The sequence below is a fragment of the Rufibacter ruber genome (genome assembly GCF_014138425.1).
GTDB classification, from domain to species: Bacteria; Bacteroidota; Bacteroidia; order Cytophagales; family Hymenobacteraceae; genus Nibribacter; species Nibribacter ruber_C.
In genome coordinates this window covers 78,953-103,697 of sequence record NZ_JACJIQ010000001.1, presented here as the reverse complement: position 1 = coordinate 103,697, position 24,745 = coordinate 78,953, and the positions used below count along the sequence as shown (strand labels likewise).

Sequence of the window (24,745 nt, the reverse complement as noted above, 5' to 3'; positions counted from 1 at the left end):
TAACTGAAGATTGCATAAGCCTTCTCTTCCAGAGTTTACCAGCTCTTTCTGAGTAGAACTGGGGAAGAGCAAAAAGTAGAACTCTGATAGAGCAACTAAAATGAAAGGCCAGCCCGAAGAAGCAGAGCATATCCTAGTCCCTCCACCTAGATAACTCTTGGCTAAGAAAATTTGCGTTTTAGGGCTGTTTTTCAGAAAACAGCCCTAAAACGCCATCTATAAAACTCTTTACTTCCCTCTAAAACTTCAGATCCTTTAGGTATTGGCGCAGGAACTGGGGATCCTGAAATTCCAGGGTGTCCAATTGAAGTTGCTTTATCTCAGCTTGGATTTCTTTTTTGGCGCGGTTGAATTTGGCTTCCATTTGTTTGGGTAGCCCTCCAAATTGATAGAAAAGCTGGGCGTCTGGTCCGTAGAAGTAGCTGCTTTGCTCTTCCTGCAGCTCCCGTATTTGCTCGTTGAGCAGCTTCACAAAGTATTTCAACTGTTCTTCAGGAATGCGGTCCAGGTGCAGTTCCTGCTCGTGCATGAACTCCATCTGCAGCCTTAGCAGTTCAAAGAAATCATCCTGGTTGTAGGCGGTGGTAACTTTTTTCATGGCCTCCTCTTTCCAGGCTTTGGCGGCGGGGTCCTGCTCTTTGTCTGGGTGCAGCAGCTTGACCAGGTCTGTGTAGAGGCGGCGGGTGGCTTTGCTGATGTTCTGGAGCTCGGTCTTGGCTTTCTCTTCTTTGGCAAGTTGGGCTTTGGTCTTTTGGCGCTTCTTCTGCTGGGCTTCGCGCTTCTGCTGCTCTTCCCGCATTTGCCCCTCCAGCTTCTCTTGCAACGTTCCAAAATCATCCAGGTCTTTGAGGTCTACGTCTAGGCCCAGCAGGTTTTTGAGCAGGGTTTGGGTCATTTCTTTGGCTTCGGCGTCAGCCAGTTCCTCTTCCTCCTCAAAGGTGGTTTCAGCGTATTTGTCAAAGTACTCCTTCATCTCCTCCACCCCGTAAGTATGAATGAGGGAATAGGAAAGGTCTTCAATCAGATAACCCAGTTTCTCTTTTTCTTTCTTCCGGAAGAAATCTTGCCCGCACATCTGGTCCAGCATTTTCACGTACGCCACCCGTTGCTGCACCAGTTCCTGCACCAGCGGGTGAATCTCCTGCTGCACCCGGGCCCTGATCTCATCCAGCACCCTGACCCGCTCGGCCAGGTCGGCTTTGAGTTTGTCTATCTTTTTCACCTTGCTGTTGAATTGCTGCTGCAACTTAGAAAGGCTGGCTTTTTCCTTCTGCTGAATCTGCGGGAGCAGGGTATCCTGGGCTGGTTTGGTTTTGGCCATGGTAAAAAGCGTTTATCAGTACAAATCAAGTGGCACTAGATGTTCTTCTACTTTTTGCGAACAGTTATGTTGTAAAAACCGCCAAGCTCTTAAAAGAAACTCTGCTCCTCTGCTCTCTTCTCTTTCGGAGTCCTACTGTCTGCTCGTCTGCTCTTTCGGAGTTCTACCTCTGCTCTTTCGGAGTCCTACTCCGAAAGCCATCTGCCGGGGAGTTCCACTGCCCTTCTTCTGCCCGTGGTTCCCGCGGAGTGGAACTCCGTAGCAGATACGTTCGGGAGTGGAATTCCCGAACAGCACACCGTAGAACTCCCAAACAGCAACTACAGGAATCCAAAAGTACCGAACAAATACAACTACTCCACCAGAATCATCTCCAGCAGACCTTTCCCGCCTGCATAATCAATGGCAGAGCTGTAGACCTACTGCTCTGGTTCCTGCACAATCTCCGTGCGTACCGGGCTTTTGTGAATGTAATCCAGTCTCTGTGATGTTGCGGCTGGTAAATTGTTTAAAATCCCGAAGAATGTTAAACAGAGGATACCCATCTTTGGCGGCGGCAATCAAAGGAAGGTGGTTGCTCACCACCACCACGCCTAAATTTCCAGGTCTTTCTTTTCTTGGCAGAATTTAAGAGAGTCTATAAGTCTGCTCCGCTATACTGAACGTGTGAAAAAGTCTACCCAACCTACTACTGCTATGGTTAAAAAGGAAAGGTGTCTTCATGTATTTTACCCTTCACCCCCATAGAAGCCTTACCGGCAACAGTTTGAGCCCGTTCAGGCGAATCTGAAAAGGATACCGGAAAGTAGAAACGCCCTAGCAGTTAGCATACGAAGCAGAACTCCGGTAGGGCAGATGACGGCCTGTAAGGAGACAGGCCACCGTAAAGCTGCAAAGGGGTGCTGGAGCTGGCTTTATAGCCGGCCTTTGCAAAACCATCTCCTTTCGGCTTGCCCGCCATCACAACTTTGCCTATCTTTGTCCCAACCTTCGGGTTCTGGGCTTTTCCGGGTTAAGTTGGCTTCCACCTCTTTTCTCTGGGAAAGCCTTGTTTTTTCAGGGACCTCCCGCTGCCGGGCAGAAACGGCAGCTGCTCAGGCAAGGCACAGACGTTGACATTCTGTCAGGTACAAACTTCCGGGCCAACCTAACCTTTTCACATAGTAATCAGTAGATATACTGACTGTTTTCGGGCTGTTTTCCAGAAAACAGGCCAAAAACGGTATCCTGGGGGAAACTAGATTTCCTGCTAGAAAAGTGGTAGTTTTACCTGAAGACCAAATTTGGTTCTATCTTTGAACAGAGATAATTACGTTAGACTAAGCAATCATAAACTGACAATTATGGCACATAAAGCAATAGAGATCACCGATGCTAACTTTGAGGAGATCATCAATTCTGATAAACCCGTTTTAGTAGACTTCTGGGCCGAGTGGTGCGGACCTTGCCGCATGGTTGGCCCCGTGGTGGAAGAACTGGCCGGCGACTATGAAGGCCGCGTGGTAGTAGGAAAAGTAGACGTAGACGCCAACCCGCAGACGTCTGCCAAGTTTGGTATCAGAAGCATTCCTACCCTGCTGGTTTTCAAAAACGGCCAAGTGGTAGACAAACAAGTGGGCGCCGTTCCTAAGAACGTGCTGGCCCAGAAATTAGACGGTCAGCTGGCGTAAGCTGATTCTGCCCTCATCAAACAGAAAAGCCGCTCCTTTGCAGGAGCGGCTTTTCTGTTTTCGGCCTGTTTTTCAGAAAACAGGCCGAAAACAGAAGTCACGCTAGTCACAGCCACAGAGGGTTTTCTCAGCGGTACAGATATCGGCGTAGCCTTGGTCCAGGAGCTTTAAACGAACGGCCAGACGCTGGTTATGCTCTTTGAGCAAAGATAACTTCAGCTCCTTGGGAGGGGCCTTGTACAGGTTATCCAGCTCTGTCACCTGCTTCCTTAGCTCAACCTTCTTTTCATACAACCGCTGAATGAAGTCAGGCAGGGCGTCTGCCGGATATTGGGTCTTGAAAATAGTATCCAGGCAGTCGTCACGCTTGAGGTAGGCGAAGATCTTTTGCTCCACCTGCTGGTTGAGCTCTTGCAGCTTAATGCGTTCCTGCTGCAGCTGCTGCTCTTCCAGCCGCTGGTTAAACTGCCGGGCCGCCTGCTGCACCTCGTCACGGCAGCTTCGGCACTTGGTGGTGCTGGCTTTCTCCAGCACTGAGTTCCTGAAAGAGACATTCTCCTCAGTGGGCGGGGCATCGCGCAGGCGCACCACGTCTCTGGCGAAGAGGTCTGTGTACTGGGCAGTTTCCAGGCGGTTGAGGTGGCGGGAAATGCCTTCGCCCTCCAGGGTGCTGGTCAGGTAGTCTTTGCTGGGCAGCTCCACTGAATACAGCCGGCTCAGGTAAAACTCGCGCTGGGGCTGGGTGTACGGTTTGGTCTGCTCACGGTCCAGCACCAGCAGGGTGTTCACCAGTTCCTTTCCGTTTTTAAGGTTGTGGTCAGACTCCATGTAGCCATCAGCGTTTGCCAGAATAGACTCATACTCGTTTTTGAAGATGCGCTGGTAGGTGCTGTTGCGTGAAAACTCCTGGTCGCGCAGGCTGGCCATGGTTTTCAGGCGCTTGTACTCCTGAATTACCGCAAAGAGGGTTTTGGCGTTGGCCTCTGGGCTGTTGTTCTTGTAGTTGAGCTGGTAGCTGTTCAGCTTCTGTTTAAGATCTGCGAAGCTGCGCAGGAACTCAATAAAGAACTTTTCCTGCTTATAGGCGTCATCATTCACCAGACCGGCGCCGTAGGCGTTCTCAATGCGCACGCGGCGGCGCTCAATGGTCTCAGAGGTAATCTCAGAGCCGGTGAGGGCATCCATGCGGTACAGTGACTTGTAGTTGGCCACCACCAGCACCGGATAATCTTTATACGCCAGCGCCGCCTCCAGTTTGGCGCGTTCAAAGCCCTGCGGGCTGCTGCTCAGCAGCTCTGTCAACCGGGCTGTGCGCAGCGCCGGAATCTTGGCAAAGCTGGGCACGAAAACATACACGCGCACAGAGTGCAACCGGGTATCAAAGTTCTGCCCCTCATACAGCCTGATGGTAGAGCTGAACTTGTACTCCTTCCGCTGCGCGGAGTTCCGGATCAAATTCCCAAACTCCCCCACCAGGGAGAGCATGGCCGCCTGCAGAGACACCTGCTTGGAGATATTGGTGAGCTGGTTGGCTATGAGGTGGAAGAACAGCTCGCGGCTGTCTGAGGTGAACAGCTTGGCCTCTACCAGGGCGTCAATGTTGCGCTCATCTGCGGCCAGCGGCAGTTTGTCTATGATACGGATGGCGTCAATGTTGTCTGAGGTGGTGGTGGTATAGCCCTGCTTGGAGTTGTCAATAGAGAAATTGTACAACGGGTACACCACCGGTTCCTGCCCAAACAGCTTGGCGTTCTTGAGCTGCGCCGAAATAAACAACGACTCCAGGTTGATGTAGTCCCGCCTCCTGGCTTTGGTAGTGCCCTGCTCCAGCTCATTGATCACCCTGGAAAATTTGCTGGGGTTAAAGAGGTACATGTCTGTTGAGAGGTACTGCCACTCATCTGTAAACTCAAACTTGTCCAGGTAATTATAGCCCAGGCGGGTGTCAATCTGCATGTCCTGCGCTTTTGCAGAGAAAGCGCCTAGTAGTAGAAAAAGCAAAAAGAAGTGGCGTAAGCTACTTGACCTCATGTACTCAATGATTAATTCTGTATCCCTAACGATTTAATTGCCCCAACGCGTGTGTGCCTGCGTAAAGTTCGGTGAATCTGAGGCTTTTGCCAAGCCGGCAGGGCAGGTTTCTCAGCGTACCCCTTTCCTGTTTTAGGTCTGTTTTCTGAAAAACAGGCTTAAAACAGGATTTCTACCCGCCATGGCTCCCTGGGTCTAAGGCAAAAAAAATCCCCAGAGGTTTTTGGTTCCTCTGGGGAAAGGGGGCTTTGTCCCCTTTTCTTTACTGTTTAAGCAGGCGGTAACTACTGGTTACCTCCCCGTTGGTGAGACGCAGAATGTAGGGTCCCGCGGGGAGCCCCTGCAGAGAAAGCGTCTCCAGGTTCTGCCCTACAGCCGCCCGGGGAACAGTCACGGTTTTGCATTCCTGCCCCAGCAGGTTGATAAGTGTCATAGAGACGGCCCCTTTGCCCTTGTAGTCATACCGCACGGTCAACTCTGAGAGGAAAGGGTTGGGATACACCTGCGCATTCACCTGGGTGGCCACATCTTCTTCAGACCCCAGAATGCGGGTGCCCTGGGCATACCAGACGGCCCAGTTGCCTTGCCCAATAAAGCCCACCGGCCCTGCAGAGGCAAGTAATTTATCTTCGGCCATTGGCAGGTAACCTATCAACTCAGAGCCGGTGGTGCTGCGGCCGCCAAAAATAAGTCTGTCATCTGTTCTGGAGAATGACGGGTAGTGCATGACCTGTCCGCCAAAAACCCCTCTGAACACTGACGTTTTCAAGTTTAAGGTAACCAATGTATAAGAGACAGAGGTAGGGTTGGCAGGGTCCTTTCCCACATAGTCAAAAGCTACAATATGGGGAGAGTTCTTGGAAAAAGTGGGGTTGATGATATCTGAGTTCAGCAGAATAAAGTTCTTAGTAGCCCCATCTCCCACGCTTGCACTGGTGTTGCTCCAGGCACTCAGAAGCCCAATGTTTCTGATCTCTTTTTTGGCAGCGCCACTTGTGTAAGAATACAGGGCATCAAAAAGGAGCTTTTCACCGGTGTAGTCCCACTCCAGGCTTTTGATATCAAGTAGCTTCTCATCTTGCAGAAGCGGGTCAGGATTAACGGCAGTCACGGCAGACCACTGGCCCCGGGCTAAGTCATAAATATGGACTACCGGTTCCAGGACAGACTTTACTGCCGCCAGTTTAGAGCCGTCTTTAGATACTGCCACATAGTCCCAAACCGGCTGGCTGTCTATTACCCGCTCGTTTACCGCCCCGGTGAGGTTTACAGCCTTGATCATACCGTTCTGGGCTACAAAGTAGGCGACCGTTCCGTTATCTGTCACACTAGGTTTGCCTTTCATCAGGGTAGTGGTGACGGTGGTGTACGTCATGCTAGCGATATTTACGTTCCGCAATGACTTATCTGGGGCATACTGATACAACAGGAAGTCAGCGCCCGGGTTGGGAGCCATGGTAAATTGGTACCCCTCCTGGGTAGGCCCGGTGCCCGGGTCCACAATCCCCACGGTGGTAAAGGCAGTGCGGGCGGCCGCCACCTCTGCTGAGTTAGCCCCATATAAATCTGTGGCCGCCTGAATTACCGCATACCTGAGGTCAGTAAACTGAGACAGGCTGGTCAGGTAGACACTCAGCGCCCGGTAGTACACCCGCCCGGCTTTGTCTTTACTCATGCCTGTAGCGGTGGCAAACTGATAGAAAGCTTTATTGGGAACCCCGCTGTTTACGTGTACGCCACCATTGTCTTGCGTGCCAGTGTAGCGCTCACTGTAATGCGCCGGCTGCCAGCCTTTGTTGACATCTTGCAACCCGGTGCCGCCGTTATGCGGGTCTTGCATGCTCCTTAGAGCCCCAGACGGGTAAGCGGTAGCCTTGACAATGTCTTCGCCAATCAACCAGTTGCGGCCTTCTACCAACACCCCAAACACATCTGCCATTGACTCATTGATAGCACCAGGCTCATCCTGGTACTCTAACCCTGCGGTGTATTGCACTACGCCATGTGACATCTCATGGCCTGCCACATCTAAGGCGCCCGCCAGAGGTTTGAATGCCTTGTCTCCATTCCCGTAGAAAATTGCCTCTCCATTCCAGAAGGCGTTATCCAATATTTCCCCTTTATCACTTTTCACATTGATGACGGAGACAATGGAACTTCCCTTATTATCAATGGAGTTACGCCCATGCTTGGTTTTAAAATACTCATACACCACCCCGGCATTGTAATGCGCCGAAACGGAGGCAGAGCTAGCCCAGAGGTTATCAGTAGAGGTTACCTGCTGAAAAGCGCCATTGAACGTGTAGGCGGCGTCTCTCAGATCTAAGGTATAGATCACGCCCGTTCCTTTCTCTGGCAGAACAGAACTTGGGTTATACATGGCCCGGGAGGCGTCTATCAGGTAGTAAGAAGCGCCCAGCTGGTAGGTGTTCAAAGACTGGTTGACGTTGTTGAGGTCTTTGCCGGTGGCTGTTCTGGGGCCGTCTGCCGAACAGAGGTGGTTGTACCTGTGGAGCACTTCCCCATTCAGGGCATCAATAAAGTATTCCCACCGGTGCACCAGATCAGGATAGACCGTTACATGCCACGTAAGCCGTTCTGCCAAATGGTTTCTCTTGGGGTGGTAAATCACCAGCCGGGCCTTGTTTTCCCCCTTGCCCAGCATAGAATGGCTTTGCAAATGCGCAGCAGTGCCCGTAGTACCCAGAGAAGCCAGGGCTGTTTTAATGGCCGCCTCCCCAGACACGGTTGGCAACACGCTTACCAGCGAAGGGGTGGGAAAATACTGCCCGTTCAACACAGAAACCTGGTTATTCTGGGTATGCAGCATCACCTCGCCGCCGTACACCGGCACCCCGCGGTACTGCTGGCGCATGCGAAGGTGGGTTTGCTGCAGCTCATCTGTCTGCACGTTGGCCACCACAAACTCCTGGTCTGGTTCAATAATCTGCAGGGTAGCCTTGAGCTCCCTTAAATAGCTATAACCTGCTTCCTGCGGAGAGCTGCTTTTGCGGGCATTTGGTTGGCCCTTGGCCGGCAATTTGCCTGTAATGAAAACAGGCAGGTGCGATTGCTGCGCACGCTTAACCTCAAGGCCTTCTGGCAACGCGGAAAAATGGGGAATTTCTGCCTCTACCACAGAAACATCTGCAGCCGGCAAACGCACCGGCTTCTGCTGCCCGTGGGCCATTGGGAGCTGTAGTAAACAAAACAGAGCGGCAACAGAGGTGGCCCGTGTAAAAATTGACTGCATAAAATTCTGGATATAAGAATAGCTGATTCGTTTATAAAACCAAGGATTGTAACTGACGGTAAAGGGCCTCTATCTCTGCGGGCGGGGTAAACCTGTTTTCTCCCCACACGGCTTCTTTCTGCACCGCGCCTTCTTTTTCTAATTTAATATATTGGTACATGTTGCCAGGCCGGTGAAAGGAAGCCGGCAGGGAGGTCATCTGCCTGAAGAATTGGAGAGTCTCTGCCTGGCCTAACGTTTTCACGTCTTTCAGCTCCCTGGTAAAAGCATCCCTTTCTGAGAGCTGCCCGTTGGGCATAAGCACGTATTCAGTCACTTTACCCGTCACACCGCCGCCTTTGCCCCATACCAGGGCCATACCTGTATACTCACTGGCAGTGGGGGCCTGTGTTACACACGCTGAGAGGCTGCAGGCCAGAAGGAACACCCACCAGCCGGAAAGGTGAAAAAAGCAACTTGGCTTCATGTAAAAAGAATAACAGCATCCTGTTCAGTGGGAACGGCGGAAGGCAGAGGTAGGTAAATGATTTTCAAGTAAATATAGGCAGCAGCCCTGCATGTTTCCAAATGCTTCTACCGGGGAGGACAGAGAAATTTAAAATCCTCATGAACGGCCCCAGCTCAGGCTGCTCCTACCCCCAGAGAGGCGGGCAATTCCAGTGTAGGCAAAAAAAGAGGCCGGAGCGTTTCCGGCCTCTTTTTCTGAAAACAGCGCTAAAACAGAAAACCGCTTGAGGCACAGGCTTTCAGCTGTTCTCCAGCTGCCTCAGTTCTTGTAAATCAGCACTTCGCTTTTCTTCTGGTTGATGTAGCCGCGGTACATGCCCTCAGAGTTGAACGGCATGGCAAAATTCCCATTCCTGTCCAGGGCAATCACGCCACCTTCGCCGCCAAACGTCACCAGCTTGTCATTCACCACCTCCTCGGCGGCTTTCTTCACGCTGGCATTCTTGTATTTCATGATGGCGGCAATGTCATAGGCCACCACTGACCTGATGAAAAACTCGCCGTGGCCGGTGGCCGAAACCGCACACGTGCCGTTGTCTGCGTAGGTGCCCGCGCCAATGATGGGGGCATCCCCAACCCGGCCGTAGCGTTTGTTGGTCATGCCGCCGGTAGAGGTGGCCGCGGCCAGGTTACCGTAGGCGTCCAGGGCCACGGCACCCACCGTCCCAAACTTTTTGCCTTCGGTGAAGATGTTCTCGCCGTTGTTAAGGCTGCTGGTGGTGTCTGAATGGTCCAGGGTGGGTTTCTCCTTATCCTTGGCCCTCTGGAGCTGCTGGAACCGGGTCTCGGTTCTAAAGTACCCCGGATCTACCAGGGTCTGCCCCTGCTCCTTCGCAAATTTTTCTGCGCCGGAGCCAATCATCATCACGTGCTCAGATTTCTCCATCACCGCCCGGGCCGTGGAGATGGGGTTCCGGATGGTGGTGACGCTGGCAATGGCACCTGCTTTGCGGGTCTTGCCGTCCATGATGGCGGCATCCAGCTCATTCCTGCCTTCATTGGTGAACACGGCACCCTTGCCGGCATTGAACAAAGGGGAGTCTTCCATCACGCGCACGGTGGCCTCTACCGCATCAAGGCTGGAGCCGCCTTTTTTGAGAACGGCAAAGCCGGTTTGCAACGCCTGGTTCAGAACCTCCTGATAGGCTTTCTCCCGTTCGGGCGTCATGTTCTTGCGCGTAATGGTGCCGGCGCCGCCATGAATCACCAGTGTGATTTTGCTAAAGTCCTGCTTTGGGGCCTGGGCCCACCCGGTCAGGGCCAAAAAGCAGCAGAACCAGGTAAGGAGTAGTTGTTTTTTCAAGGGATTAAGGTGCTAAGGTGAGAATGGGCTGATGTGCTAATTTACAGAATGTAATTGAGAAATCTGGAGATGTGAGAATTTGAAGATAAAGGGTATTGGGGAGCAATGAAGCGGAGCCCAGGATTGAGAGCATGTCTGTTTTTGACCTGTTTTTCAGAAAACAGGCTCAAAACGCAACCCCCGCAAGTTTAGCGACACCGTAACTTGCGGGTTTACTTGACAGGAAGTTTTCAACTTCCTTCTTCTGCCCGGGCTACACGCCAAGCGGAACAGGCATGCTGGTATTTCAACTGAGACTAATGGGGAAGTTTTTAAACTTACCTTATGGCCCCCATAAGGTATGCTGCCGCTAAACTTGCGGGAAAGGTTTATTATTGAATTGTTACTCTGAAATTGAGTACAGTTCACAGATTGCGCATTTAGAAAAAGCCACTACCGTTCGCCCACAAGATCCTTTCAGGATGACAGGAGAAGTTAAGTGAAGCAACCCATTCCCACATCTCCAAATTGCGAAAAACTTCAAATCCCAATTAGCACATCAGCACATTCAAAAATTAGCAATTACTGGCCCTGCTCTTTCTTGATGCGCTGGTAATCTTTTAAATCAGCCCGGTTCTCCAGGGCCAGGTATTCGGCCTGCAGGGCCTTGATCTTGGTGGCGTGGCGTAAGATGATATCTTCATGCAACACTTTCTCGCGTTCGTTCAGGCGCTTGTAAATGCCGTTGGCGTAGTCCCAGTCTTCCATGGTCCAGACGTCTTTGCGGTCACGCACCTGCTGGAGGAAATGCACGTAGGCATCTTTGATATTTTCTGCCGAAACCTGGGACAGGAAGCGGTACTCCCCCAGCAGCTCCTGCTCCATCTGCTGCTGCTTGCCCGCCACGGGGCCGCGGGCTTTGCGCTCCAATGATTGGGCGCGCTTTCTGGCCAGGGCGGCTTTGGCCTCTTTGGCTTCCTCCCTGGTTTTGTTGGCGGCGCTTTCCACCCGCTCATCCAGCTTGTCCAGCTCCCGGCTAACCGTTTCCTTCCGCTCCCGCGGAGTGGTGTCACAGGAGATGGTGGCCGTGAGCAGGCCGGTGAGAAACATGAACAGCGAAAGCGGGAACAGGAAAGGACGTTTCATGGTACAACAAAGGTTGAAATACCCCTCATACGAAATTCTGCCGTTGCAGATGCTTTTCTGTTGTTCTGCAGGTAGCATCTGTTGGAAAGAGGGCGGGCTAGAAGTCAGCAGGAAAAATTAAACTCAGGTTTTCAGGTGATACGTCTGCTGAATCAGGCACATATAGGCAAACAAAAAAACAAAGCCATGACCCAGAGCATGTTAGTAGCGCCCGCCGCGGCTGAACGGGAGGCGCTCTTTACAGAACTGTACCAGCAGGTATTTCCAGCGGTGGCCAGGTATGTCAGCAGAAGAGGCGGCACGTTAGACCAGGCCAAAGATGTTTTCCAGGACACTGTGGTGGTGTATTATGAGAAAGCGGCCAACGGGCACACCAATGAAATCCCCCATGTGCCCAAGTACCTGATGGGCATAGCCAAACACCTGTGGGCAAAGCGGTATAGCCAAGAGCAGCAACAGAAGTCACTTGACCCGGCGCAGCTGCAACTGGAAACGGCCACGCTAGAACCGCCAACGCCCTCAGTTCAAAAGGTGCTACGGTTCCTGAACACCGCTGGTCAAAAATGCATGGACTTGCTCAAGGCCTTCTACTATGACAGAATCCCCGCTGAGGAAATGGCCAGCTCCTTCGGGTTTTCCGGGCCGCGGTCTGCCACCGTTCAAAAGTTTAAATGCCTGGAGAAAGTAAGAGAAGCCGCACGCACCCAAGCCCTTGACTATGAAGACTTCTGTGATTGAAAGCAAGCAAATAGAACAGCACCTGCTTGGTCTGGGCCCAGCCGAAGACAAGTTGGTTTTTGAGGCAAACCTACTGCTTTCGCCGGCCCTGCAGGAGAAGGTGCAATGGCAGCAGAAGACCTACCAGCTGGTGCAGCTGTACGGCAGGCAGCAGTTGAAAGCCGAACTGGAGGCGGTGCACCAGAAACTGTTTCAGGCACCTGAACACCGCAGCTTCAGGCAACGCATTCTTCAGCTTTTCTCCCACTTATAATACTACCGCTATGTTTCCCATGAATTCTGGCCTTATTCCCATGGTGATTGACAACACCAGCCGCGGGGAGCGTGCCTTTGACATTTACAGCCTGCTCCTGAAAGAGCGCATCATCATCTTGGGCAGCGCCATTGATGACCAGTTAGCCAATGTAGTGGTAGCGCAGATGCTCTACCTCAACAGCCTGAGCCAGACTGAGCAGATCAACCTTTATATTCAGAGCCCCGGCGGAAGCGTTTATGCGGGCCTGGCCATCTATGACGCTATGCAAATGGTAGCAGCCCCAATCTCGACCGTCTCTGTCGGGTTTACGGGCAGCATGGCCACAGCTCTGCTCTCAGCGGGTGCCAAGGGCAAACGGTTGGCGCTGCCGCATGCCACCATTCACATGCACCCCACCACCAGCGGTTCTAAAGGATATACTGAGGATGTGCGCATTGCCACCCGTGAGCAGGAGCGCATTCAGACGCAGTTGTTCCACCTCATGGGCAAGCACTGCGGCCGCTCCTGGCGAGAAGTGGAGGAGTTCTTCATCAGGGACCGCTACATGAGCGTATTGGAGGCCAAGGCGTTTGGGCTGATTGATGAGGTACTGGGGGATACCACTGATCTGATCCAACTGAACCGTCCAGAGCTGGACATAAGGTTTTACAGCCAGGAGAAAGTGCTGAACGCATCAACTTAAGGCTCCAAACTTTTTCCCAGAAAACTGGTTGAAGAGACGTGGCCAAAAACAAATTCCCCTACCACCTAGATTTTACCACCACCAACTTCAGGCTGCACCCAGAGCTGTACCGCGTGGGGGTGGGCGAGCAGGGTGTGCTGCTGGTAGAGCCGTATAAAAGCGAGATACTGCCGCACTGGCGGTTTAAGAACGTGCAACTGGCCACCGCCTCTGCCCAGAAAATCTACCACCTATTTGAGGAGTACCTGGGGCAGCAGGATTTTGTGGGCGCTGACATGGCCCGCAAGTTTCTGCAGATGGGCTTCACCCGCGCCCGCCGCTACGCCAACCACCAGAGCGGCCGCAAATACACCGCCTCCCATGAAGACAAAAGCGCAAGCCTGCCTTACCCCTATTCCTCGGGCAGCGCCCATAAAGGCAACAAAGAGTTACCGCAGGCAGAAGATGCGTTGACCAATGAGAAAGCCCAGGCCGCCGCTATCTTCAAGGAATACTGGTTCAGGGCCAAAGACCACCCGGAGTACCTGCGGCAGAAGCAGTTGTTCAGGGAGAAATATTATGAGACGTAGCGTTTTTGGGCTGTTTTCTGAAAAACAGCCCAAAAACAGAAATCCTTACTGCGGCGCCACCATCTGCATGACCAGTGCACTGAGGTACGCCCCGTAGGTTCCAATGGCATAGCCCAGAATGGACAGCAACACGCCCACCGGGGCCAGGGCCGGATGAAACGCCCCCGCCAGAATAGACGCTGAGGCGGCCCCGCCCACGTTTGCCTGGCTGCCTACGGCGAAGAAGAAGAACGGCGCTTTGATCAGTTTCCCCACAATGATAAGCAGAACGGCGTGAATGGCAATCCAGATAAAGCCCACCAGGAACAGCCCCGGGTTATCAAACACCGCCAGCAGGTCCATCTGCATCCCAATGGTGGCCACCATAATATAGAGGAACACGCTGCCAATGCGGGAAGCGCCCACGCCTTCCAGCTCCCGGGCTTTGGTGAAGGAAAGCAGAATACCCAGGGCCGTGGCAATCACCACCAGCCAGAAGAAGCCGGAGGTTAGGCTGTACTGCTCCAGATACGGGGCATGCTCGGCAATCCAGGGGGCAATGATATCTGCGAAGAAGTGGGAAATACCGGTAATGCCCAGCCCTATCCCCACAATGGCCATGGTGTCTGACAGCGTGGGGATGCGGGTAATGCTTAGGCGGTAGGTTTCAATCTTGTTTTTCAGTTCGGTTACCGCAGTGCTGTCTGCGTTGAAGAAGGCATCTACCTTTTCGCTTTTGCCAATGCCGTAGAGCAACGTGGCCATCCAGACGTTGGCCACCACCACGTCTACCGCAATCATGGCTGAGAAAAGCGTAGGGCTTGGCTGAAACACCTCTTTCATGGCCAATTGGTTGGCGCCGCCGCCAATCCAGCTGCCCGCTATGGTAGAGAGCCCGCGCCACACGGCGTCTGGCCCGGCACCGCCCACCACGTCTGGTGCCACGGCAGACACCAGCAGAATAGCCAGGGGGCCGCCAATCATGATCCCAACGGTGCCCGTAATGAACATGGCCCCGGCCTTGTGCCGCAGCTTCCAGATTTCCTTCAGGTCCAGGCTAACGGTGAACAGCACCAAACTGGCCGGCAGCAGATACCGCGAGGCTACAAAATACAGCTTAGACACCTCCCCGTTAATGACCCCCGCCGAGTTCAGCAGGCTGGGGATCAGGTAGCACAGCAGCACCGAGGGCACAACCCCGTAAAACTTCTTGAAAAACGGGCGGTCACTGGAGGAGGTGGTAAAAACAAAAGCGAGAATGAGCACCAAAATGCCTAAGACAACGGCATCATTGGTAATAAGCGGTTCTGGCGTATGGGCTGGTTCCATGGAGAGAGCGTAAGTGGGTAGGTTAGGGTTTGTCTGTTGGGTTGGAAAGGGTGAAGATAAAGAGCTACACCCGTAAATCACCAGTCTTTTCTATTAAAATGCGCGGCAGGCCGAATCAAAATACGTTTTAAGGCTACTTTTCTAAAAACAGCCCCAAAACAGATTCCTAGGTTGCGCCAAAGGGTGAGCAGTACAGGGGTAGCGCGGCAGCATACCACCCTGCCATCTTAAAAGGACCTTCTGGGCAAACTAGAAAAGCAATTCAGAATCTTTCCTCCTGTTGGCCACCAAGATCCTTCCAGAATAGAAAAGCGTGCGGTTCATCAGAAAAGGGCGGTGCTTATAAGATAATTACTGCGCCTGCTGCCGGGCTTTATAGGCGGCCACACCAGCGTCTAAGAACCGGATGAACTTCTGCACGTCTTTCTCATACGCTACCGGGGCCACCAGTGAGTTCTCGTGTTCATCTAGGAGCACGTAATACGGCTGGGCGTTCACGTTGAACCTGGTGATCTGGTAATCAGCGTACTTCTTGCCTAACGTCTTTTTCTCCTTTCCGTCATAAGTGCTGGTGTACCACTCGCTCTGCGGAAGTTCGGTTTTGTCATCTACGTACAGGGCGGCAATCACAAAATTTTCCTTCAGACGCTTCAGCACCTCGGGGTGCGACCACACGTTGGCCTCCATCTCGCGGCAGTTCACGCAGCCGTGGCCGGTAAAGTCAATAAAGATAGGCTTGCCCTGCTCTGCGGCGCATTTCTTGGCCTGCTCCAGATCAAAATATCCCTGCAACCCGTGCGGGAGGTCCAGAAACTCATCATACTTGGGCGGTTCACAGATTGTGCTGGCCGTAGTAGTTCCCGCGGCACCGCGGTTAGCCATGAGATCAAAATCTAAGGTGGACTGTGGCGGAAGATAACCGGCCAAGGCCTTCAGGGGGGCGCCAAACAGCCCCGGTACCAGATAGACCACAAACGCAAAGGTGGCAATAGCCACAAACAGGCGCGGCACCCCCAGGTACGGCAGGTCTGAGTCATGGGAGAACTTGAGTTTGCCCAGCAGGTAAATGCCCATGAGGGAGAAAATGACAATCCAGAGCGCCAGATAGATTTCACGGTCCAGCAGACGCCAGTGGTACACCTGGTCAGCTACGCTCAAAAATTTCAGCGCCAGCGCCAGCTCTATAAACCCCAGACATACTTTTACGGAGTTCAGCCAGCCCCCAGATTTAGGTAAGCGGCTGAGCCAGTTGGGGAAAATGGCAAACAGCGTGAAGGGCAGCGCAAACGCCAGAGAATAGGCAAACATGCCCGCAATAGGTTTCAGGGTTTCGCCGCCGGCGGAAAGCACCAGCAGGGAACCCACAATGGGCCCCGTACAGGAAAACGACACCAGCACCAGCGTAAGCGCCATAAAAAAGACGCCGTAGTAACCGCCTTTATCGGCTTGGGCATCCGCTTTGTTCACCAGCCAGTGCGGTAGGGTAATTTCGAACATGCCCAGAAAAGACATGGCAAAAAAAAGGAAGATGGCAAAGAACAGGATGTTGGGGAACCAGTGCGTACTCAGGAAATTGGCGGCTTCGGGGCCAGCCAGTTTTGCCACCAGCGTGCCTATCAGCGTGTACACGGCAATGATAGAAAAGCCATAGACCAGCGCTTTCATGATGCCCTGGCTGCGGCTGGAGCTTCCGCCGGTAAAGAAGGTCACCGTCATGGGCACCATAGGGAACACACAGGGCGTAAGCAATGCCAGTAAGCCAGAGAGAAACGCCCCCAGCATGAACTCCCACAGGTTCTCCTCTACGGCAGCCTCTACCGCCGCCGCCGCCACGGGAGCACTGGCCGCCGGTGCAGGCGCCGTTTCAGTTTGTGGCGCAGTGCCACTGTCTAAAACTCCCGGCTGCGCTGAGCCCTCGGCACCGGTACCCAACAAGGAGCTATCTTGCGGGAAAACATCTGTAGTAGCAGCCGAAGCATTGTTTGTAGCCTGTCTGCCTGAACCTGCCCCTGCCGGGGCAGCCGCAGTGGTAGCCGCACCCAAAGCAGGCTGTTGCACAGCCCCAGTACCTGGTGAAGCGCCCGTACCAGAAGCAGGGGAGGCTGCCGGAGCGGCCCCCGCCACAACTTTGATCTGCGTGAAGTTGAAATCGCCTTCGCCGGGAATACACTGGCCACTCACTTCAGAGCAAACCTGGTATTCATAAGTGCCTTTGACCACCAGCGTGGGCTGCAGCACTTTGATGCGCTGCCTGAACTGAGCGGTTTTGGTAAAGTAGGTGTACTCCCCGCCCCACATCTCGTCATACTTTTTCTTGGGGTTGACCGGTTTGATCTTACCCACCAGCGCGTATGACGGGTGCTTCTGAAAGGAAAAAGACGTGACAATAGGCCCCAGGTCAGGATCAAAGTCTGAGGAATACAGGTACCAGTCTGGGATGATCTTTACGTTGAAAACCAGGTCTACCTCTTCGCCCACCTTCACCTCAGAGGCAGACACGTCATGGCTCCAGGTAGAGGGCTTCAGGATCTGGCCCAGAACCGTTTGGCTCAGCAACCACAAGGGCAACCACAACGCCCAGCTGCGTCTCAGGAATATAGTCATTTGTTCTTTTTTCAGTCTAGCAACGGACAAATTTACACAAATCCCTCACACCGTTTACCATTGCCGCCATTGCCTCTAAGGAACCACCCGCAAAATCACCTTTCTTCTGCATTTACCGTAAACCAAACGCAGATTCTCCCTTTGATAGTGTTAACAAACCGCTAAATTTGACGCAAGCTGGTCTGTCACACCCCGACTGCCCGGCGTTGAAACTATGATACTGAACATATTTTGGACCATCCTGCTGGTAGCACTCAACGGTTTCTTTGTAGCCGCAGAGTTTGCGCTGGTAAAAGTACGGTCCTCCCAAATTGAACTGAGAGCCCAGGCCGGAAACCAGCTGGCCAAGATTGCCCACCACATGATCAGCCACCTGGACGCCTATCTTTCGGCTACCCAGCTGGGCATCACCCTCGCCTCACTGGGGCTAGGCTGGATTGGCGAAGGGGTGGTGTCTGAGATTGTCATTGAGATCATGCATGCGTTTGGGGCCGCCCCTGACCCCGAACTGGCCCACCAGATTGCCCTGCCTATTTCCTTTGCCGTAATCACCGTATTGCACATTGTCTTTGGGGAACTGGCTCCCAAATCTTTGGCTATTCAGCGCCCCGAGTCTACCACGCTGGCCGTGGCACTTCCGCTCCGGATTGTGTATTACGTGCTGCTGCCTTTTATATGGGTGCTCAACGGCTTCTCCAACTTCATCTTGAAACGCATTGGGGTCACCCCCATGCACGGCTCAGAGGTACACACCGCTGAAGAGCTGAGGCTGTTGTTTGAGCAGAGCGCTGAAAGCGGCGAGATTGGCGGGAGCCAGCAGGAGCTGATTGAGAATGTGTTTGAGTTCAATGAGCGCATGGTGAAGCAGATCATGGTACCGCGCACCAAACTTATTGCCCTGGACCTAGACTCTACCGAGCAGGAAATCTTTGACGTGGTCTTCAACGAAGGCTACACCCGCATGCCCGTCTACCGTGACTCCATTGACAACATTGTGGGCATTCTCTATGTGAAAGACCTGCTGGTGGTGCTGCGGGCCGGCGAGCCCGTGAACCTGGAGAAGCTCATGCGCCCCGCCTACTTTGTGCCGGAGACCAAGCGCATCAGCCGTTTGCTCAAAGATTTCCAGCGCAACCGCATGCACATTGCCGTAGTCACTGATGAATTTGGCGGCACCTCAGGCATTGTGACCATTGAAGACATCATTGAAGAGCTGGTGGGCGAGATTCAGGACGAGTATGATGAGGAGGTACCGCTTATTGAGAAGATTGGGGACTTTGAGTACAAGGTAAGCACCTCCGTCTCCATTCAAGATGCCAATGACGACCTCCCTTACCCGCTGCCAGAGGGCGAAGACTATGAAACCGTGGGCGGTTACGTGACCATGATCTACGGCCGTATCCCTGAAGTGGGCGAAACGGTAGTACACGGCGTTTATGAAATCAAAGTGCTGGAAAAAACGGAGCGGAACATTGAATCTGTGCTGCTCACCGTGACTGAAGACAAGCGGGATGATATCTTGTAGATTGCCCCTACCATATAGTCTTCATGGTCCCAACCTCCCGTCAGCACCGGACCTGAGGGGTGAAAACGGCTACGGGCAATTTAGTCATTCACCCGCTTTACCTACAGATTGAAAACAAAACCCCGCGCTCACCTCCTGCAGGCGGGGTTTTGTTTTCGGTTTTAAAGTTCCTCATATTGGTTGTCTGTTTATCTTTGAGTTCACTCCTATTCCAGCTAGCCAATGCTCAAGGCGAAAATCAGTAATTTGCTCAGGCATCTTAGATTACTTTACCTAACTGACAAGGCCCGGTTCTATTTCCATTGGCTGAGGTACCGGAAATTGAACCAATCTTTTAGACAAGCTCACCCTGAAGTAAAGTTACCCCCAGATTACCTGCTCTATGAATCGTTCCAGCTGCACTACCCGCTGTACTATGAAGATGGCCAGGAAACCGCACAGGAGCTGGTAGAGTTGTTTCGTCAACATATTGAATTAAAGGATAAGAAAATTTTAGACTGGGGCTGCGGCCCCGGCCGAATTATACGGCACATGCCAGCCTTGATTGGGAATGGCTGTGAATTCTACGGTACTGACTACAACCAAAAATCAATTGCGTGGTGCTCCCAACACCTGAAAGGCATCACCTTCAACACCAACACCTTAGCCGCCCAGTTACCTTACCCAGACAACTTTTTTGACCTTATCTACGGTTACTCAATTTTTACCCATCTCTCTGAAACGCTTCATTATGAATGGTACGCAGAGCTCATCAGGGTTTTAAAGCCACAGGGAATCTTATTTTTAACCACCCAGGGCAACAACTACATAGCCAAGCTCACAGACACTGAACGGGAGTCCTTCAACCAAGGGCAACTGGTAGTGAGAGGGAAGGTAAAGGAAGGCCATAGAACCTATTCAGCGTTTCACCCTGAACCATTTATGCGGCACCTTTTCAGAAAGGAGGAAATTGTAGAGCATCTTACAGCTCCTCCGCACGCAAACGGTTGGCTCCCTCATGACTTCTGGATTGTTAAGAAAAAATAACAACAGCTTTTCTTCCCAACCCCGGGCTGCTGGGTATACCTCTTGGGCCTGTTTACTACCCGCAAGAGGTCTGCCGACTCCCTGTTAGGCGTACCTGGTCAGCAGCAGAACAATAACGATGACAACTTATTTTCTGGATTGAGCTAGCACCGGCTGGGCCAGATGCTCGCGACCAGGCTTTAAGAACGCTTCAAGGCAATGAGGGCGTCTCTTGTTAAAACTTGATTTTCCTTTTGGTTTTGCAGGCGAAAACGGGAGCAAAAGGTTCTTCTACAGCGTATTTTGAGCAGCATAACAGCGCTACGGGGAGAGACAACCGCCAGGTCAGGTTCTGTTGAGGCCCGTTTGAAGCGCAAAAGACAAATGTAAACCAGCTCTTAGATCGAGGTTTTTCAAGTTGCGGTTTTCTGTTTTGGAGCTGTTTTTCAGAAAACAGCTCCAAAACAGAAAACGGTTGTCCTACCTCAAAAAAGCAGATTACTCAACCATCTTCTTCTTGAACGCCTCTTTTGTCTGCCTTCCCTGAACAAGACTTTTCATTTTATCAGAATAGCACAAATCAATCGCATCTCTTTACATAGGCCACCTTTCCACCAAACACCTTGGAACCAGCCTCATACTACCAGGTCGCTCTTTCCCCCTCCATTCACGCTCTCATCTGCCCTCACTATTATTACAATTTCTATAAAAATAAAACTCCGGCAATAGACACAAAGGATAACGCCGTTGCCCTATCCGTATAAATACCTATTCATTGAATTTACCTAAACCCCATGCCGTTGAATCACGTTTTGTTGACTTGAAAGAAAGCAAAATAACTATATATAAATCCGTCAGCATCTTCTTCTATGGCAGCAACCTCTTCCCATACTCAGACTCCCATTGCCCTGGTAAGTGGCGGAGCGTCTGGAATTGGGAAAGCTATCGCGGAGAAACTGGCGGCAGCAGGCATGAACGTCATTGCAGCCGATGTGGCGGCTGGCCCAACAGGCACAGGAGTTGATCATGTCACCTGTGATGTCACCCAACCAGAGGACATTGACGCGCTCTATCCCCACGTAATCCAGACCTACGGCCACCCAGATGTACTAGTATGCTGCGCCGGGCAAGGCATTCATGAGAAACTTACGGAGGGCGATCCCGCCAAATGGCAGAAGGTGCTGGACCTGAACATCATGGGCACGCTGCGGCTCCTCAGGGCCTTTACGCCCGGTATGCTGGAACGCGGCCACGGCGACGTGGTCATCATCAGCTCGGTTTCGGCGGGGCAGGCATACCCGTACGGTGGCATTTACGCGGCCAGCAAAAGCGCCCTCAACATCATTGCCGAGACGCTCCGGCAGGAGACGCTGCCTAAAATACGGGTCACCACCATCGCCCCGGGTGTCACGGATACCTCCTTCTTTGAAAACACCATTTCTGGATATAACACTGTTGAATCTATCGGGTATGGCGCGTTGAGCCCTGCGGAGGTAGCCGAGACCGTGCTGTTTGCGTTGCAGCAACCCCGGCACGTCTCGCTGAACTACCTCACCCTTCGGCCCACGCCACAACCCTTTTAACCCCCTAAAAAACACCCACGAATGACGATGAAAAAGAAAGTATTGATTACGGGCGGTGCAGGCTTCATTGGCTCGCACCTGGCAGATGAACTGATCAACTTTGGGTATGAGGTACGCGCGCTGGACAACCTTTCTGAGCAGGTGCACGGCAAAGACTGTGAGCGCCCAGAATACCTGAACCCGGCCGTTGAACTGCAGGTAGGCGACGTGCGAGACAAGGCCGCCGTCATGAAAGCGTTGGAAGGCGTAGACGCCGTGTTCCACTTCGCGGCCATGGTGGGTGTGGGCCAGAGCATGTATGAGATCAAGGAGTACACAGACGTGAACAACATCGGCACCGCCGTTCTGTTGGAATGCCTCATTGAGAAGCCCGTAAGCAAGCTGGTGGTGGCCTCCAGCATGAGCATCTACGGCGAGGGCCTATATAAATCAGCTTCCGGTGAGACCGTCACTGCCGTTGAGCGCGGCCTGGAGCAATTGAAAGCCGGCAACTGGGAGCTACAGGACGGCCAAGGCGGAACCTTAACGCCCGTACCTACGCCAGAGTCTAAAATCCCGTCACTTTCGTCGGTGTATGCGCTGTCTAAGTATGACCAGGAGCGCCTTTGCCTTATGGTAGGCCGCGCCTATAACATCCCCACCGTGGCCATGCGTTTCTTCAACGTGTATGGCACGCGGCAGGCGCTTTCCAACCCGTACACGGGCGTGCTGGCCATCTTCGCGTCGCGCTTCCTGAACAACAACGCCCCTATGATTTTTGAGGACGGAAACCAACAGCGCGACTTCGTGCACGTGCGCGATGTGGCATTGGCCTGCCGTCTGGCCATGGAAAAAGAAGAAGCCAATGGGCAGGTTTTCAACGTGGGCAGCGGCAACAACTACACCATCAGAGAAATAGGCGAGCGTCTGGCCGAAGTAATGGGCAAACAAGACTTGATGCCAGAGATTACGGGCAAGTACCGCGTGGGCGACATCCGGCACTGCTACGCCGATATCAGCCTGGCCAATAAAGTGCTCGGTTTCTATCCGCAGGTTGAATTCAACAGCGGCTTAACCGAGCTGGCCGACTGGCTGGAGGGACAGATTGCGTACGACCGCGTGAATGAGGCCAGCGCCGAACTGGCGGCCAGAGGCTTAACCGTTTAACGATGCGTTTCTGACCTGTTTTTCCCAAAAGAAGCTAAAAACGCTATGACTAAAATCGCTAAAACTCAACCTATACATACTCCCCTCGCCGCCCCTATCATCGGCTTGGTTGAATGGTTCCAGCCCAACGAGCACGCCCGCGTGGAGAAAGTGCTCGCGGAACTGAAGGAACTGGGCGTGACCGAACTGCGCACGGGCATCTCCTGGGCCGACTATTACACCCCCAGCGGCAAAGACTGGTACGCCTGGTTAATCCCCACCCTCGCCCAACAGGTGAAGGTGCTGCCATGTTTCCTGTACACCCCGCCGTCCCTTGGCGAGGTCGCCAAAACCTCTTCCCCACCCAGAGACCTAAAGGCTTTCGCCGATTTCCTGGACGTGATCATCACCGACCTGGGCCAGCACTTTGAGTGGGTAGAGCTCTGGAACGAACCTAACAACAAAGTAGAATACGACTACACCCTGGACCACAGCTGGGACAAATTTGCGGAGATGATTGGCGGCGCGGCCTATTGGGCGAAGCACCGTGGCAAGAAAACCGTGCTGGGCGGCATGAGCCCCATTGACCCTAACTGGCTACAACTCATGTTTGACCGCGGCGTGATGCAGTACATTGATGCCGTGGGCATCCACGGCTTCCCCGATGTCTTCGATCAGATGTGGGAAGGCTGGGAAACCAACATCAGCCGCGTGCGCGAAGTCCTGGACCGCAACGGAAGCAAAGCCGAACTCTGGATTACCGAAGCTGGTTTCTCCACCTGGCAGCACGATGAGTTCAAGCAACTGCAGGAGTTCCGGAACGTGTGCCAGACACCGGTAAATAAAGTATTCTGGTACAGCCTGCATGACCTTGATCTGGAGCGTTCTACCGTGGGCGGCTTTCACGTAGATGACCGCGAATATTACTTCGGGCTAAAGCAAACCGACGGCTCGCCTAAACTCCTGTACCGCCTTTGGGCCGAGAACGGATTGGAAGGCTTAAACAAATTCAACTTCATCCGCCGCAAAACGGATTTCTCCAACCAGGAGCGCTATTCCGTAGTAACCGGTGGAGCCGGATTTGTGGGCACCAACTTAGCTAAGCGCCTGTTGGAGCAAGGCAAGCGCGTGCTCATTTTTGATAACCTTTCCCGCACGGGCGTGGAGCGCAACCTGCAGTGGCTGCACGAAAACTACGGCGACAAGCTGGAAGTCTACGTAGGCGATATCCGGGATTTGCAGTCGGTGAAGCGGGTGATGAAGTATGCCAATGAAGTGTTCCATTTCGCGGCACAAGTTGCCGTGACCACTTCGCTCACGGGTCCCATTCAGGACTTTGAAATCAACGCCCGCGGCGTGGTGAACGTGCTGGAAGCCATCAGAGCCCAGGACAATCCGCCGCCACTGGTGTTCACTTCTACCAATAAGGTATATGGCGGCCTGGAAGATTTACAGTTTCTGCCAGACAAAACCCGCTACAACCCGTCAGATAAAAACATCCTGGCCAGCGGTATCTCTGAGGCGCGTCCGCTGGATTTTCACAGCCCCTACGGTTGCTCAAAAGGCGCCGCCGACCAGTATGTGGTAGATTATGCCAGAACCTATGGCATTCCTGCCGTGGTGTTCAGAATGAGCTGCATCTACGGTCCGCACCAGTACGGCAACGAAGACCAGGGCTGGGTAGCTCACTTCGCCATACGGGCCATTGAAAACAAACCCATCAGCATTTACGGCGACGGCAAGCAGGTCCGCGACATCCTGTTCGTGGAAGATCTGGTAGATGCGTTCTTGCTGGCACAGGAGAACATGAAAGACCTGTCGGGGCAGGCGTTCAACATTGGCGGCGGCGTAAAAAACACCACCAGCCTGTTGGAGCTCCTGGATTTGATTGGTACCTACCGCGGCAAGAAAGTGAACCTGAGCTTCGGTGATTGGCGCCCCGGTGACCAGCACTACTATGTGTCTGACATCCGCAAGTTCCACGAGGCTACCGGTTGGTACCCTAAAAATAGTGTGCAGGAAGGTGTGGCCAAACTGTACCAGTGGCTCTGCGAAACCAGAGGCATTGAAGTGTCTTTGCCCGCCCCCGTTGCCACCGCCGTTGAACAAGAAACCGATAACGTAGCCGTCGCTTAGTTTT

Annotated in this window: 18 protein-coding genes; 10 read left to right on the top strand and 8 right to left on the bottom strand. The window is 53.0% G+C overall.

Annotated elements, in window-relative coordinates; translation table 11 throughout:
* Positions 1 to 238: 238 nt before the first annotated feature.
* Positions 239 to 1,321 carry a J domain-containing protein gene (locus FHS90_RS00400; protein ID WP_182511162.1) on the bottom strand — a complete coding sequence of 361 codons (1,083 nt, stop codon included), beginning with the start codon at positions 1,319 to 1,321 and terminating at the stop codon, positions 239 to 241.
* Positions 1,322 to 2,664: 1,343 nt separating this feature from the next.
* Here FHS90_RS00400 and trxA point away from each other — a divergent pair.
* The gene (trxA, locus tag FHS90_RS00395) at positions 2,665 to 2,991 is read left to right on the top strand and encodes a thioredoxin (RefSeq protein WP_062542637.1); all 327 of its coding nucleotides are present in this window, start codon (positions 2,665 to 2,667) and stop codon (positions 2,989 to 2,991) included.
* Positions 2,992 to 3,093: 102 nt separating this feature from the next.
* Here trxA and FHS90_RS00390 read toward each other — a convergent pair whose 3' ends face one another.
* The 5 genes from FHS90_RS00390 to FHS90_RS00370 all read right to left on the bottom strand — a co-directional run bounded on the left by FHS90_RS00390 (position 3,094) and on the right by FHS90_RS00370 (position 11,210).
* A complete protein-coding gene (locus FHS90_RS00390; protein ID WP_082893665.1) occupies positions 3,094 to 4,947 on the bottom strand; it encodes a hypothetical protein in 1,854 nt (617 codons plus the stop codon).
* A gap of 337 nt (positions 4,948 to 5,284) precedes the next feature.
* Positions 5,285 to 8,275, bottom strand: a complete 2,991-nt coding sequence (locus FHS90_RS00385; protein WP_182511161.1) for a M4 family metallopeptidase — start codon at positions 8,273 to 8,275, stop codon at positions 5,285 to 5,287.
* A 31-nt stretch (positions 8,276 to 8,306) separates the two neighbouring features.
* A complete protein-coding gene (locus tag FHS90_RS00380; RefSeq protein ID WP_182511160.1) occupies positions 8,307 to 8,633 on the bottom strand; it encodes a hypothetical protein in 327 nt (108 codons plus the stop codon).
* Positions 8,634 to 9,041: 408 nt separating this feature from the next.
* The gene (locus FHS90_RS00375) at positions 9,042 to 10,085 is read right to left on the bottom strand and encodes an isoaspartyl peptidase/L-asparaginase family protein (protein WP_182511159.1); all 1,044 of its coding nucleotides are present in this window, start codon (positions 10,083 to 10,085) and stop codon (positions 9,042 to 9,044) included.
* 561 nt (positions 10,086 to 10,646) lie between these two features.
* Positions 10,647 to 11,210 carry a hypothetical protein gene (locus FHS90_RS00370; RefSeq protein ID WP_153042762.1) on the bottom strand — a complete coding sequence of 188 codons (564 nt, stop codon included), beginning with the start codon at positions 11,208 to 11,210 and terminating at the stop codon, positions 10,647 to 10,649.
* 186 nt (positions 11,211 to 11,396) lie between these two features.
* On the opposite strand from FHS90_RS00370, the gene FHS90_RS00365 reads away from it, so the two are divergent.
* Genes FHS90_RS00365 through FHS90_RS00350 form a run of 4 tightly spaced genes read left to right on the top strand, consistent with a single transcriptional unit; the run spans position 11,397 to position 13,455 of the window.
* Positions 11,397 to 11,948, top strand: coding sequence for an RNA polymerase sigma factor (locus tag FHS90_RS00365; protein ID WP_182511158.1), 552 nt, complete (start codon positions 11,397 to 11,399; stop codon positions 11,946 to 11,948).
* Positions 11,929 to 12,201 (top strand): hypothetical protein, encoded by a 273-nt coding sequence (locus FHS90_RS00360; RefSeq protein WP_182511157.1) that lies wholly within the window; start codon positions 11,929 to 11,931, stop codon positions 12,199 to 12,201. Before FHS90_RS00365 ends, FHS90_RS00360 begins: the two co-directional genes overlap by 20 nt.
* Before the next feature lie 19 nt (positions 12,202 to 12,220).
* Positions 12,221 to 12,886: a ClpP family protease gene (locus FHS90_RS00355; RefSeq protein WP_246386538.1), complete on the top strand. Its 666-nt coding sequence runs from the start codon at positions 12,221 to 12,223 to the stop codon at positions 12,884 to 12,886.
* A gap of 38 nt (positions 12,887 to 12,924) precedes the next feature.
* The gene (locus FHS90_RS00350) at positions 12,925 to 13,455 is read left to right on the top strand and encodes a DUF4385 family protein (protein ID WP_182511155.1); all 531 of its coding nucleotides are present in this window, start codon (positions 12,925 to 12,927) and stop codon (positions 13,453 to 13,455) included.
* A 45-nt stretch (positions 13,456 to 13,500) separates the two neighbouring features.
* Here the strand turns inward: FHS90_RS00350 and FHS90_RS00345 are convergent, their stop codons facing one another.
* Together FHS90_RS00345 and FHS90_RS00340 are read right to left on the bottom strand one after the other, a co-directional pair.
* On the bottom strand, positions 13,501 to 14,763 hold the full coding sequence (locus FHS90_RS00345; RefSeq protein WP_066836135.1) for a DUF819 family protein: 1,263 nt from the start codon (positions 14,761 to 14,763) through the stop codon (positions 13,501 to 13,503).
* Positions 14,764 to 15,114: 351 nt separating this feature from the next.
* Complete coding sequence (locus tag FHS90_RS00340; RefSeq protein ID WP_182511154.1) at positions 15,115 to 17,367, bottom strand: protein-disulfide reductase DsbD family protein; 2,253 nt, start codon at positions 17,365 to 17,367, stop codon at positions 15,115 to 15,117.
* Positions 17,368 to 17,581: 214 nt separating this feature from the next.
* Between FHS90_RS00340 and FHS90_RS00335 the strand changes: the two genes are divergently transcribed.
* The 5 genes from FHS90_RS00335 (at position 17,582) to FHS90_RS00315 (ending at position 24,741) form a co-directional block, all read left to right on the top strand.
* Positions 17,582 to 18,892 carry a hemolysin family protein gene (locus FHS90_RS00335; protein WP_182511153.1) on the top strand — a complete coding sequence of 437 codons (1,311 nt, stop codon included), beginning with the start codon at positions 17,582 to 17,584 and terminating at the stop codon, positions 18,890 to 18,892.
* A 222-nt stretch (positions 18,893 to 19,114) separates the two neighbouring features.
* Positions 19,115 to 19,918 carry a class I SAM-dependent methyltransferase gene (locus tag FHS90_RS00330; RefSeq protein WP_182511152.1) on the top strand — a complete coding sequence of 268 codons (804 nt, stop codon included), beginning with the start codon at positions 19,115 to 19,117 and terminating at the stop codon, positions 19,916 to 19,918.
* 848 nt (positions 19,919 to 20,766) lie between these two features.
* Entirely contained in the window at positions 20,767 to 21,480 is a 714-nt protein-coding gene (locus FHS90_RS00325) for an SDR family oxidoreductase (protein WP_182511151.1), read from the top strand.
* Between the two features lie 27 nt (positions 21,481 to 21,507).
* Positions 21,508 to 22,626: an NAD-dependent epimerase/dehydratase family protein gene (locus FHS90_RS00320; RefSeq protein ID WP_182511150.1), complete on the top strand. Its 1,119-nt coding sequence runs from the start codon at positions 21,508 to 21,510 to the stop codon at positions 22,624 to 22,626.
* A 45-nt stretch (positions 22,627 to 22,671) separates the two neighbouring features.
* The gene (locus FHS90_RS00315; protein WP_182511149.1) at positions 22,672 to 24,741 is read left to right on the top strand and encodes an SDR family NAD(P)-dependent oxidoreductase; all 2,070 of its coding nucleotides are present in this window, start codon (positions 22,672 to 22,674) and stop codon (positions 24,739 to 24,741) included.
* Positions 24,742 to 24,745 lie beyond the last annotated feature (4 nt).